This window comes from Petrotoga sp. DB-2, from assembly GCF_054051725.1.
On the sequence record NZ_JBSVZD010000040.1, the window covers coordinates 1 to 12,833 of the forward strand.

The window sequence follows — 12,833 nt, forward strand, 5'->3', positions numbered from 1 at the left end:
CCGGGACTTTGCCTTGGGCTTCCTTCAGATTCCACCTCACGATGGACACCCTTGCCTTCGACTAGTGGTTCCCGCTATCTGGTCCACAGCGGACTTTCACCGCTTAGCTATTGCGCATGCTGGGCGCACAATATAAAATATCCCGCGAAAAGCGGGATATTTTATTATTAATATGGAAAAGTTATCTCAGGAACTTCAAATGATCCTATTTGGGAAGGATCTGATGGTATTATCAATTTGCCTTCTTTTATCAATTTTTTTAGATATTCGATTTCTACAAAGTATCTAATGGGTACCATGCTTCTTGTGTATTTCATTGGCGTTATACTTACTCCGTCTTCTTTCATGCCTAATCTAAAGACACCAGATTCAAAGGTTCTAACGGACATGGAGGCTTGAATACCTTCAAAAGCAGCTGTGTCAACCCTTTTCATTGCACTTGTTAATACGTAACCCGGAGCCATGTAATCTTGATCTACATCCACGCCTATGGCGAAAAAGTTTTTATCTAATTCATAGTATTTGTCGATGATTTGCTCTAAAGGGGCGTTTTTGGGTAGATCGTATAGATTACTTCCTTTTTCTTTAGCAGCATCAATTACCCCATTACCCGTTGGCCCAGACGCATGAAAAACAATATCTGCACCGTTTTCCATCTGTGTTAGGGCTAAACTTTTTCCTAAAGCAGGGTCGTTGAATGTGTTCGCATAACCTGATATGACTTGGACATCTTCGTTATGTAATTCATTGTATACTTTAACCCCTGCTGCGTAGCCAGCTTCGTATTTGGTGACGGCAGGAACAGGAACACCTCCTATAAACCCTACTTTTCCTGTTTTGGTCATCATTGCAGCCAAATAACCTGCCGGGAAGCTTGATTCATGCTCGTTGAAAACATAGCAAACTACGTTTGAAGGGACTATTTGTCCAGGAGAGGGTTCAATATCGATGCCAACAAAATAAACATTAGGAAATTGAGGAGCTACGTTGAACAAAACATCCGTCATCATAAAGCCCACGGCGATTACAACGTCTGAATCTCTTGCGGCGTTAGATAGATTTGGTAAATAATCAGTTTGTTCAGATGATTGGATTACTGCGATTTCTACCCCTAATTCATCCCTTGCTCTTAAAACGCCTTGCCATGTTCCGTCGTTGAAAGATTTGTCTCCTAATCCTCCTACGTCGGTGACCATGGTTACTTTGAAAGCAAAAATAGTAGAAAATAAGAACAAAACAACAAAGAAAACACTTAGGTACTTTTTCATAAAAATCGCCTCCTATGTGGTTTATAATATTATAGCATATTTATGTTTTAAAGTTTTACGAAGAGTAATTTTACATTTGGAATAACGATAGCGATATTGCATCCCTCTACGATGCAGAAGGGGTACTAATAAGTAGGGTTGAATTCTAAGGTTTTGTCCACTATAATAATAAAAAATAGTTGTAAATTGTGATTTTATGTTAAAAAAAATGCTTGAAAAAAGAGATCAGTTGTGTTATAATTCTTATGCTTAAATGAAGTTTCTATATTTACGGGGTCGTGGCGCAGCTGGGAGCGCGCTACCATGGCACGGTAGAGGTCGTGGGTTCAAGTCCCATCGACTCCACCAATATGAGGGAAGTATTCCCTCATTTTTTATATATTAAATTTTCATCATGGGTGGGCTGCGGGGTGAAAGGGCGCAAACCTATATAGAATAAATATTTTAAAAACTAAATAATTTTAAATGGGTTATAGGGTAAGGCCCCAGCGAAGGGGCGCTAACACAATTTTTTAAAGATAATATTCACCAGGGTAAGGAGGCAGAGAAATGGAAGAGTATCTCACTTTTGATGATGTGTTGTTACTACCACAGTATAGTGAAGTTGTACCGAGTAGGGTTGATACAACATCTCGTTTAGTAAAAAATATCCATTTAAAAATCCCCTTTCTTTCTGCAGCTATGGATACTGTGAGTGAATCTCAAATGGCAAAAGCCATGGCAAGAGAAGGTGCCGTTGGGGTTATTCATAAGAATATGTCGATTGAACAGCAAGCCTACGAGGTTTCAAAGGTAAAAAAGACAGAAAACGGGATTATATACGATCCCATTACAATTACTCCCGATACAACCGTTAAAGAAGCTGAAAAGATCATGAGAGAGTACAGAATTGGCGGATTGCCGGTTGTGGATGATGATAGAGTTCTTTTGGGTATATTGACTAATAGAGATATTAGATTCGAGCAAAATATGGAAAAAAGTGCCAAAGAATTGATGACTCCCTACAAAAATTTAGTTGTAGCTGGTTCACATATATCTTTGGAAGAGGCAAAAGAGATACTTCATCAGAATAAGATAGAGAAATTGCCTATTGTAGATGATAAAAGACATATAAAGGGTTTAATAACAATAAAGGATATTACTTCTGTAATCGAAAACCCAAACGCAACTAGAGATGATAAAGGGCGTTTAGTTGTTGGAGCTGCTGTTGGTGTTTCAGATGGTTTACAAAGAACGCAAGAATTAGTGAATGCGGGGGTTGATTTTGTCGTTTTAGATTCCGCACATGGACATACAAAAAATATTATTGAAATTTTAAAAAAGATAAAAAAAAGATTTCCAGAACTCCCTGTAATTGCTGGAAATATAGCTACTGCTGAAGCTGCCAAGATGTTAATAGAAAGTGGAGCCGATGCAGTAAAAGTTGGAATTGGACCAGGTTCTATATGTACTACGAGAGTTATTTCTGGGGTTGGGGTACCACAATTAACTGCAATTATGAAGGTTTCAGAAGAAGCGAATAAATACAATATCCCTGTTATAGCTGACGGCGGAATAAGATATTCTGGTGATATCGTTAAGGCTTTAGCAGCAGGGGCTTCTACTGTGATGATGGGAAGTATTTTTGCAGGTACGGAAGAAGCACCTGGCGAAACGGTAATCTATCAAGGCAGGAAGTTTAAAACATACAGAGGGATGGGTTCAATAGCAGCAATGGAAAAAGGGAGCAAAGATAGATATTTTCAAGAAGAGACACCAAATGAGAAGCTTGTGCCAGAAGGTGTTGAAGCTATGGTAGCATACAAAGGTGAGGTAAAAGATGTTATAATACAATTAGTTGGAGGAGTCAAAGCTGGAATGGGATATGTTGGTGCAAGTGATATCAAGGAATTACAGCAAAAGGCTAAATTTATAAAAATTACTACGGCAAGTATAACTGAAGGACATCCACATGATGTAAAAATCACACGTGAAGCTCCGAATTATTTCTTTTCATCTTAGTTATTGATTTATGACGGATAGTAGGCTGATCTTTCACCTACTTAAAGGGGTGGGCTGCGGGGCGAAGGGGCGCTAAAATAAAGTTTCTAATGAGTATATTTTAATGGAGAGGAAGTTATATGCAAACAAAAAACATTTTAGATTTTGAATATTCAGATTTACAAAGTTATTTGCTCAATGAATTAGGACTTGAAAAGTTCAGAACTGATCAAATTTGTGATTGGATTTATAAGAAAAGAGTTTTTGATTTTGAATCAATGACTAATTTATCTAAAGACGATAGACAAAAACTCAGTGATAACTTTAAAATATCTATTCCTCATATTATTAAAAAACAGGTATCAAAGATAGATGGAACGACCAAATATCTTTTGGAGTTAGAGGATAGAAACACTGTTGAAGCGGTAATTATTTACTATCCTTCAAGAACGATCGCATGTATTTCAACACAAGTTGGTTGTCCTTTGAAATGCTCATTTTGTTCTACAGGACAAAGCGGTTACGTTAGAAATTTATCGACAGGTGAAATAATTGGTCAATTGTTAGCTATGGAAAAAGATAAAGAGATGGATGTAAAAAACGTTGTATACATGGGAATGGGTGAACCATTATTGAATTTTAACAACGTTGTTCAAAGCGTTGAGATCTTTAACCATCCAAAGATGAAAAAGTTAGGAGCAAGACATATAACCATTTCAACTGCCGGAATACCTCACAAAATTGAAGAACTGGGTGATTTGAGCAAAGAGTTTCGGCTTTCTGTCTCACTTCATGCACCAACGAATCTTCAAAGAGATCAAATAATGCCAATAAATCATAAGTATCCTGTAGAACAGGTGATTCAGTCATGCCGAATTTATCAGGAAAAAACAAAAAAGAGGGTCACTTTTGAGTATATTTTGATAAAAGGATTTAATGATTCAAAAGAAGATGCCTTAAAATTAGTTGAACTGTTTGGTGATCTGAAAGTGATGGTTAATTTAATTCCTGTCAATGCAAATCCAGCAGGGTTTGAAAAGCCTTCGAAAAGATTTATTCAGGCTTTTTTAGATACTCTCATAAAGAATGGAATTGATGCTGTTATACGTGCCGAGAAAGGTAGCGATATATCAGCTGCTTGTGGTCAATTAAGGACCAGAGAGTTAAAAGAAGTTAATAGGTGAAAATAATGATTAAAATAGGGAAATTAATAAAAAATTTGATATTTTTTATTCTAGGAATATTTGCCTCGGGAATACTCGCTTTTTTTTTCATGACAGTTTTTGTCAATAGTTCGAATACTGTGGAGATTCCTTATTTGATTGGAGAAGATAAAAAAGTAGCAGTTTCTTCTTTAGAGGAATTAAATTTAATTCCAAACGTAGTAGGTAACGGAGAAAAAGTTTTGTATACCGATCCTGAACCTGGTACAAAGGTAAAAGAGGGTCATCATGTAATAGTTCAACTAAGAGAGATGAATACTCTTAAGATTCCTGATCTGATTGGAATACCGTCTGGAGTAGCACAACAGTTTCTAAGTGAATACAACATAACTTTTGAAATTAGAAATCAATTAACTTATAAACCTGAAGAAAATGATGTAGTACTGAACATGTCTCCAACACCAGGAAATAATTATAATGGAGAAAAGGTGATTCTCTATATTGGTGAATATGAAGGGAGTAATCAATGAGTTGGAGAAGGGGTATAGTTGTTAGATTCCATTCGGATATGGTATCCGTTCAAGATTTGGAAACTAATCAAAAAGTTAACTGTTTCCTACCTGGCAGATTTAAATTACAGAAGATTCGTCCAATTGTTGGCGATTATGTAGAGTATTCTAAGGACCAAAATTATAGTTATGGAAGAATTGAAAACATTTTAGAGAGAAAAAATGAATTGTATAGGCCTAGGGTTGCTAACTTGGATCAGCTTGTTTTAGTTACGTCAATTAAAGAACCTAAAGTAGATTTGATAGTAATCGATAAAATCATAGTTCTCGCTGAAAAAGAGAAGCTTGATATAGTTATAGTGTTAAACAAAACAGATTTGCTTGTCAACGAAGAAGAAAAAAAAGAAATGGAAAGATTTATAGAAATATATGGTAAAATTTATCCTGTAATTCCCACATCGAAAATAACGAAAAATAATTTAGATAGATTAAAGTCCTGTTTAAAAAACAAAGTATCAACCTTCGCAGGCCCTTCTGGAGTTGGAAAGTCTAGTTTATTGAATGTTTTAGACCCAAAATTGAAACTTCGAGAAGGAGAAATCTCCAAAAAATTAGGTAGAGGTAAACATACTACAACGTATGCTGAACTTCTTTATTTTGATTTTGGAGGATATATAGTTGATACACCTGGTTTTTCGAGTTTAGAGTTAAGGGGAATAAAAAAAGATGAAGTAAGGCGTTATTTCAAAGAGTTTTTGGAATTCGACGGTTTTTGCCAGTTTTCTAACTGTTCTCATACGGTTGAACCTGGTTGTGCAGTTAAAGAGGCTGTGGAAAAGGGACAAATTTCATTTAGCAGGTATACCAATTATTGTCAAATATACGAAGAAATAGAAGATAGTTCACTAAAATTACAATAGAGGTGTTTCAGTTTGATAAAAATATATCCTTCCATTTTAGCTGCTGATTTTTTGAATTTAGCTCAAGAGATAGAGAAAGTTTCTAAAAAAGCTGATGGAATACATCTCGATATTATGGATGGAGTGTTTGTTCCAAACATTACTTTTGGTTTTCCAATCGTGGAATCGATTAGAAAAAAATTTAAAGATATATATTTGGATGCTCATTTGATGATCGTTGAACCAGATAAATATTTAGAAGAATTTTCTAAGTATGTGAATAGCATAACGGTACATTATGAAGCGGTGGTACATCTGCATAGGACCATCTTAAAGATCAAAGAGTTAGGGTGCGACGCGGGTGTAACTTTAAATCCACATACTCCCGTATCACTTTTAGAAGAGATTCTTCCGTATGTTGATAAGGTATTGATTATGTCTGTTAATCCAGGATTTACTGGGCAACATTTTATAGAAAGTACTTACGAGAAAGTAAGAAAATTAAGAAAAATTTCAGATGAAAAGGGACTGAATGTTGAAATAATGGTTGACGGAGGAGTGAATAAACAGAATATTGGGTTACTTCACCAAAGTGGTGTTAACACTTTCATCATTGGTGCGAGTGTGTTCTATTCTGAAAATCCTTCACAAGAGATAATAGAACTAAAAAAGGTGGCTGGAGATTTTGAGTGAGGTGTATTTGGCTACATCAAATAGAAACAAGGTAAGAGAAATCAATGAAATTCTTCAAAATATTGATATAAATGGAAGTATCACTGTTAAATATATATTTGATGAGATAAAAGAAGATGATTTTGAAGTAGAAGAATATGGTGAAACTTATGTAGAAAATTCTGTCATTAAAGCTTGGGCTTATTCAAAATTAATAAAAAAACCAGTTTTTTCGGATGATTCTGGTTTGTCTATAATCTCTCTTGGAGGATTCCCCGGCGTAAACTCTGCAAGGTTCATGGAAAATGAGCCTTATGAGCAGAAGATGAAGGAATTGTTATCAATGCTGGAAAATAAAAAAGATAGAACCGCTTATTTTGCCTGTGCGGCGACGTATTTTGATCCACAGAAAAATTTTTTAGTAACTTGTCAAGAAGAAGTTTATGGTAAAATAGCATTTGAGATAAGGGGTAAGAATGGTTTTGGCTATGATCCCATTTTTATTCCTGATGGATACAATTATACTTTTGGAGAATTAAGCAAAGATGTAAAAAATAGGATAAGTCATAGGGCAAAAGCCATAAAAAAGTTGCTTATTTTTTTAAAAAGTGCTAAAATATTAGGCAATAAGGAATAATTTTTTATTGTGTAGATTCAAAAGTGGATATTTTTTTGGTTTTATGGTATAATTGCGTTGAAGTTCTGTAGAATGATGATTTAAGAATCTTTATTTGTGAAAGGGGGAATGTTTGTGAATAAGAAGGATTTAGTTGATGCTTTCGCAAAGAAAGCTAACGTAACAAAGAAAGATGCAGAAAGTTATATTGATGCTTTTGTTGATGTAGTGTCTGAGGCTTTAAGTAAGGGTGAAGAGGTTAAGTTAGTTGGTTTTGGAACTTTCAAAGTTCAGAAAAGAGCAGCGAGAAAAGGTGTTAACCCACAAACTGGAAAAGCTATTAAGATTCCAGAAAAGATGGTTCCAAAATTTGTTCCCGGTAAAGAATTAAAAGATATGGTGAAGTAAATTCCAAAAAATGGGCAGGCTTCCTGCCCATTTTTTTATGATAAAGACGTGATCACATGGGAGGGTTTCAAGTGATCTGGGCAATTTCGGATATCCACGGTATGTACGATACTTTAATTTCGCTTTTAAAACAAACACAGATCAAAGATTCTGACACGATGATTTTTCTTGGTGATTATGTGGATAGAGGGCCTGATTCAAAAAAAGTATTGGATCTTTTGATTACTTTAAGCAAACAGAGGAATCGTATCTTTCTAAAAGGAAATCATGACGATATGATGGTCGACTATTATCAAAAAACTCATGAGTATGGTGAAGGTGTTTGGTTTTACAATGGTGCCTTATCGACAATAAGAAGTTTCGATAACAATATTGAGGAAGAGTACATAAACTTTTTAAAAGAGCTACCTTTGTATTGTGAGATAGAAGTAAGAGATGAGAAATATTTATTTGTACATGCCGGAGTAAATCCAGAAAAACCACTTTCCAAACAAGATAAATGGGATTTGTTATGGATAAGAGATGAATTTTTAAGTATGTCTGAAAGGTATTATAATTACACCGTTATTCATGGACACACTCCAACATTGTATCTAACAGGTGAAGATAAAATCTTTGTGAAGCGAGATAATAATAAGAAAATAATAAGTGTAGATATAGATACGGGATGTGTGTACGGCGGGAAGTTGACGGCGTTTGGAATCACCGAGGATAATAAACATGTAGTTTTACAGTCTTTTTGAAAAATTGATTTAAACTTCTTTAATCGCCTTTAATTGTCTTTAAATCCTTCTAATTGAAAATACTTCGACTTTCTAACTTTTTCAAAGAGTGATATAATTAAAGCTGAATATTATCTTTCCTCTGAGAGGTGTGAGACAATGCTGAAAAAAATAAAAGATTATTGCAATTATTCACAGAGCCAGATTTTGAAACAAATTTTGGAAGATAATGGTATACAAGTATTCTTAAAATCTCCCATAGGAATAGGGGGAGAGTACTTCGGTGAGGGAGCAATTTATGATTTGTATGTTGAAGATAAGGATTTTATCACAGCAAAAGTTATAATTAGAGAACTTGAGAAAGGAGGAAACACTTTGTCAGAACTTAAAAAGACACCGCTTTATGAAAGACATATAGAACTTGGAGCCAAGATGGGAGAATTTGTAGGGTGGGAGCTTCCGTTATGGTATTCTTCTATTATTGATGAGCATAACGCCGTAAGAAATTGTATTGGAGTTTTTGATGTATCTCATATGGGTGAATTATTTGTGCAAGGGAAAGATGCTCAAAAATTTGTAAATTACTTGATTACAAATAATGTGGAAAAGGTACCCAATGGCAAAATAGTGTACTCCCCTATGTGTAACGAGGATGGTGGTATTTTAGATGATCTTCTCGCTTATAAATTCAACGAAGAAAAGATCTTGTTGGTAGTCAACGCTTCTAATACTCAAAAAGATTTTGAATGGGTAAAAACACAAGCTTCCTCTTTTAATGTTGATATTATTAACAAGAGTGATGAGTATTGTCAAATAGCTTTTCAAGGTCCAAAATCTCAGGATCAACTACAAAAATATCTTAAAGATATTGATCTGGATAGTATAGAATATTATTCTTTTGAAGTTATACAACTAGAAGGAGAAGAAATAATCTTATCAAGGACAGGATACACAGGTGAAGACGGTTTTGAATTATATCTATCTCCAACAATCGTTGTTAAAGTTTGGGATAAACTTATACAACTTGCTAAAGAGGTTGATGGGAAACCATGTGGTTTGGGAAGCAGGGACACTTTAAGGTTCGAGCCTAAAATGCTCCTTTATGGCAACGATATGGATGAAAATACTACACCGTTGGAGGCAGGCTTAAGATGGACTGTCGATTTTAATAAAGAATTTATTGGTAAGGAAGCTTTACTGAAACAAAAAGAAGAAGGAATCAAAAGAAAATTAGTTGGTATGGAAATACACGACAAGATGCCAGTTAGGCATGGGTATGAAATTTACAAAGACAATGAAAAGATAGGGTTTGTGACAAGTGGTGTAAAGTCTCCTACTTTAGGGAAGAATTTAGCCTTAGGCTATGTAAGTAAAGAATTTTCGAAATCTGGGACCATGGTGAGTATAAAGGCAAGAAACAAATTATTAGAAGCTGAGGTTGTAAAAACTCCGTTTTATAAAGGAAGTGTAAAAAGCACAAAATAAAAATGGGGACGAAGGGGCGCTATATAAACTTTTATAAGAATAATAAAAAGAGGTGAGATATTATAATGAATGATTTTCCATATTTACCCCATACCCAAAAAGACATAGGAGAAATGTTTGCTTTTTTGGGAATAAAAGATATCGATGAACTTTATCAAGATATTCCAGCACTGTTCAAAGGTGAGTTGAATATCCCTTCGGGTTTGAGCGAAATAGAAGTTAAAGAAAGGTTAACCGATTTATCGCAAATGAATAAAAATATAGAAGAATACGGTATTTTTAGAGGTGCGGGCATTTACAATCATTATATTCCTTCTGTAATATATCCTTTAGCTTCAAACAGAAATTTTTTAACCGCTTATACGCCTTACCAAGCCGAAGTTTCTCAAGGTACCCTCCAAATACTCTATGAGTATCAAACTCAGATCTGCAATCTTACAGGGATGGAAGTTTCTAATTCATCTATGTATGATGGTGCTTCTGCTTTAGCTGAGGCTATTTTAATGGCAAAAAGAATTAATGGCAAAAACCATGTTTTAATGTCAAAATTGGTTCATCCCGAGTATCAAGAAGTGTCAAAAACCTATGTTGAAGTGCAAGGAATGAATATAGAGCAAATCGATTACTTATCTGAAACGGGTCAATTAGATCTAGCTGATTTAACTTCTAAAATCACCGAAGAAACATCTTGTGTTGTAGTTTCATATCCAAACTTTTTAGGTGTAATAGAAGATTTAAAAGCGATAAGAGAAAAGGTTCCTAGCGATGTTGTTTTCATTGTAGTTACCTATCCAATCTCTTTAGGGTTGTTAGAAGCTCCTGGGAAATTTGGGGTGGATATAGTAGTAGGAGAAGGTCAATCTTTAGGGAATACACCTTCATTTGGGGGACCGGGTTTAGGAATCTTTGCTTCCAAAAAAAATTATATCCGAAAGATGCCTGGCAGAATCATTGGTGAAACCGTAGATCAAGACGGTAAAAGAGGATTTTGCATGGTTTTGCAGACAAGAGAACAACATATAAGAAGGGAAAAATCTACTTCCAATATATGTTCAAATCATGCATTCAACGCTCTTTTGGCTTCTTTGTACTTGAATGTGATGGGGAAGCAAGGGATAAGAGAAGTTTCTCTTCAGAATTATCATAAGGCCCATTATTTAGCAAAAAAATTGCTAGAGACTGAAAAATTTAAACCTGTATTTGATGGCCCTTTTTTTAACGAGTTTGTATTAGAAAGTAAAATAGATCCTGAACTTCTCAACGAAAAACTGTTGGAGCAACATTATTTTGGACCTTTGATACTGAAGAATTTTTATGAAGAAATGGGTAATAAAGTGCTGTTTTGCGCGACAGAATTGACTAAAAAAAGAGATATCGACTTTTTATGTTCTTTCTTGGAGGGATTGTCATGAAATTGATATTTGAAAAATCAGTTAGCGGGAGAAAGTCATTTTCACTTCCCAAATTAGATGTCAAAGAATCTCAGATAGATATTCCAGAACATTTAGTTAGAAATGAAGCTCCGAATCTACCAGAACTTTACGAAGTTGATATAGTTAGGCACTACAATCAATTAGCCAGTCTAAACCATTCGGTTGATAGAGGTTTTTATCCTTTGGGTTCTTGTACAATGAAATACAATCCTTTTTTGAATGAAGAGGTTGCAGCCTTGAATGGATTCAAATACCTTCATCCCTATCAAGAGGAAAGGACCGTACAAGGTGCGTTGGAATTGATGTATGAATTACAAGAATTTCTCAAAGAGATAACAGGGATGGATCATGTTACCCTACAGCCTGCTGCTGGTGCCCATGGGGAGCTCACAGGAATGCTTGTTATCAAAAAATATCTCCAAGAAAATAATTTAGGTCATAAAAATGAGGTTATCATCCCAGATTCCGCCCACGGTACGAATCCGGCATCTGCAGCAATGGCAGGATTTGAAGTAATTAAAGTTAATTCGAATAATGAAGGAAGAGTTGATTTAGATCATTTGAAATCTTTAGTGAATGAAAATACTGCTGCAATTATGCTCACAAACCCAAATACTTTGGGATTGTTTGAAAAAGATATTCTAAAGATATCTGATTTGATGCATAAAAACAACGCCTTGTTGTACTACGATGGGGCGAATTTAAATGCAATAATGGGTAAAGTAAGACCTGGGGATAATGGTTTTGATGTTGTCCATCTAAATCTCCACAAAACATTTTCTACCCCTCATGGAATGGGGGGACCTGGGAGTGGGCCAATAGCGGTAAAATCTTTTTTAAAAGAGTATTTGCCGAAACCTGTTGTGGGTATGAAAGAAAGTGGAGAATATTATTTTGATTACGATATTCCTAAAAGTATTGGAAAAGTACGTAGCTTTTACGGTAATTTCTCGGTACTAGTAAAAGCATATACTTATATATTATCAATGGGCAAAGAAGGTTTAAAGAAGGCAAGTGAGCTAGCCACTTTAAATGCGAATTATTTGAAAGAGAAGTTATCAAAATTTTTAGACGTTGCTTATCCAGATGTCTGCAAGCATGAGTTTGTAATAAAAGGTACTTCGTTGAAAGATTATGGTGTAAGCACATTGGATTTTGCAAAAAGACTTTTAGATTATGGCATGCATCCTCCAACAGTTTATTTTCCTTTGATAGTTGATGAAGCAATGATGATTGAACCAACCGAAACCGAAAGCAAAGAAACATTGGATGAAGTTGCTGCTATATACGAGAAAATCTTAGAAGAAGCCAGAAAGGATCCAGATAAGTTAAAGAAAGCTCCATTGACTTTACCTATCAAAAGATTAGACGAAGTAAAAGCAAACAAGGAACTCAACGTGAAATTTGAATAAATTTTGATAAGTTAAACATATTTATTTTATTCAATATTAGAAAACAGTGAGGCAGAAACACCGATTTACGCCTCACTCTTTTTCTTCCTTTAAACATTCTCCACAAATTCCATAGAAATTAATTTCAACAGAGTCGATCTTATTGTCTTTTAATTCTTCTTCAGTAAAAGTTTTAAAATTAATTAATTCCTTTTGGTTCTCTTCCAAAAAGTGTGGGTAGAAAAAATGAAATATGAACAAATGATTAAATAATCTGGTATCATGTA

General features: G+C 34.8%; 12 protein-coding genes, 1 tRNA gene and 1 pseudogene. 12 read left to right on the forward strand and 2 right to left on the reverse strand.

The window, feature by feature from the left end; all coding sequences use genetic code 11:
• Positions 1-167: 167 nt before the first annotated feature.
• Positions 168-1,268 carry a BMP family lipoprotein gene (locus ACW9JY_RS09750; protein ID WP_457284227.1) on the reverse strand — a complete coding sequence of 367 codons (1,101 nt, stop codon included), beginning with the start codon at positions 1,266-1,268 and terminating at the stop codon, positions 168-170.
• A 272-nt stretch (positions 1,269-1,540) separates the two neighbouring features.
• On the opposite strand from ACW9JY_RS09750, the gene ACW9JY_RS09755 reads away from it, so the two are divergent.
• The 12 genes from ACW9JY_RS09755 to gcvPB all read left to right on the forward strand — a co-directional run bounded on the left by ACW9JY_RS09755 (position 1,541) and on the right by gcvPB (position 12,567).
• A tRNA-Ala gene (locus ACW9JY_RS09755) sits at positions 1,541-1,616 on the forward strand.
• 201 nt (positions 1,617-1,817) lie between these two features.
• On the forward strand, positions 1,818-3,269 hold the full coding sequence (gene guaB / locus ACW9JY_RS09760; protein WP_457284228.1) for an IMP dehydrogenase: 1,452 nt from the start codon (positions 1,818-1,820) through the stop codon (positions 3,267-3,269).
• A 119-nt stretch (positions 3,270-3,388) separates the two neighbouring features.
• Complete coding sequence (gene rlmN, locus ACW9JY_RS09765) at positions 3,389-4,432, forward strand: 23S rRNA (adenine(2503)-C(2))-methyltransferase RlmN (RefSeq protein ID WP_457284229.1); 1,044 nt, start codon at positions 3,389-3,391, stop codon at positions 4,430-4,432.
• Between the two features lie 89 nt (positions 4,433-4,521).
• Complete coding sequence (locus tag ACW9JY_RS09770; RefSeq protein WP_457284230.1) at positions 4,522-4,941, forward strand: PASTA domain-containing protein; 420 nt, start codon at positions 4,522-4,524, stop codon at positions 4,939-4,941.
• Positions 4,938-5,840 (forward strand): ribosome small subunit-dependent GTPase A, encoded by a 903-nt coding sequence (gene rsgA, locus ACW9JY_RS09775; protein ID WP_457284231.1) that lies wholly within the window; start codon positions 4,938-4,940, stop codon positions 5,838-5,840. The genes ACW9JY_RS09770 and rsgA overlap by 4 nt, the downstream gene beginning before the upstream one ends.
• A 12-nt stretch (positions 5,841-5,852) precedes the next feature.
• A complete protein-coding gene (gene rpe / locus ACW9JY_RS09780) occupies positions 5,853-6,512 on the forward strand; it encodes a ribulose-phosphate 3-epimerase (RefSeq protein ID WP_457284232.1) in 660 nt (219 codons plus the stop codon).
• Entirely contained in the window at positions 6,505-7,128 is a 624-nt protein-coding gene (gene rdgB, locus ACW9JY_RS09785) for an RdgB/HAM1 family non-canonical purine NTP pyrophosphatase (protein ID WP_103076875.1), read from the forward strand. Before rpe ends, rdgB begins: the two co-directional genes overlap by 8 nt.
• A 114-nt stretch (positions 7,129-7,242) precedes the next feature.
• Positions 7,243-7,515, forward strand: coding sequence for an HU family DNA-binding protein (locus ACW9JY_RS09790; RefSeq protein ID WP_103076876.1), 273 nt, complete (start codon positions 7,243-7,245; stop codon positions 7,513-7,515).
• A gap of 71 nt (positions 7,516-7,586) precedes the next feature.
• On the forward strand, positions 7,587-8,258 hold the full coding sequence (locus ACW9JY_RS09795; protein ID WP_457284233.1) for a metallophosphoesterase family protein: 672 nt from the start codon (positions 7,587-7,589) through the stop codon (positions 8,256-8,258).
• Between the two features lie 354 nt (positions 8,259-8,612).
• On the forward strand, positions 8,613-9,722 hold the full coding sequence (gcvT, locus tag ACW9JY_RS09800; RefSeq protein WP_457284236.1) for a glycine cleavage system aminomethyltransferase GcvT: 1,110 nt from the start codon (positions 8,613-8,615) through the stop codon (positions 9,720-9,722).
• Between the two features lie 65 nt (positions 9,723-9,787).
• Positions 9,788-11,134, forward strand: a complete 1,347-nt coding sequence (gene gcvPA, locus ACW9JY_RS09805; RefSeq protein WP_457284234.1) for an aminomethyl-transferring glycine dehydrogenase subunit GcvPA — start codon at positions 9,788-9,790, stop codon at positions 11,132-11,134.
• The gene (gene gcvPB, locus ACW9JY_RS09810) at positions 11,131-12,567 is read left to right on the forward strand and encodes an aminomethyl-transferring glycine dehydrogenase subunit GcvPB (protein ID WP_457284235.1); all 1,437 of its coding nucleotides are present in this window, start codon (positions 11,131-11,133) and stop codon (positions 12,565-12,567) included. Before gcvPA ends, gcvPB begins: the two co-directional genes overlap by 4 nt.
• Before the next feature lie 72 nt (positions 12,568-12,639).
• Here the strand turns inward: gcvPB and ACW9JY_RS09815 are convergent.
• Positions 12,640-12,833, reverse strand: a pseudogene (locus ACW9JY_RS09815) (hypothetical protein); the annotation flags it as partial.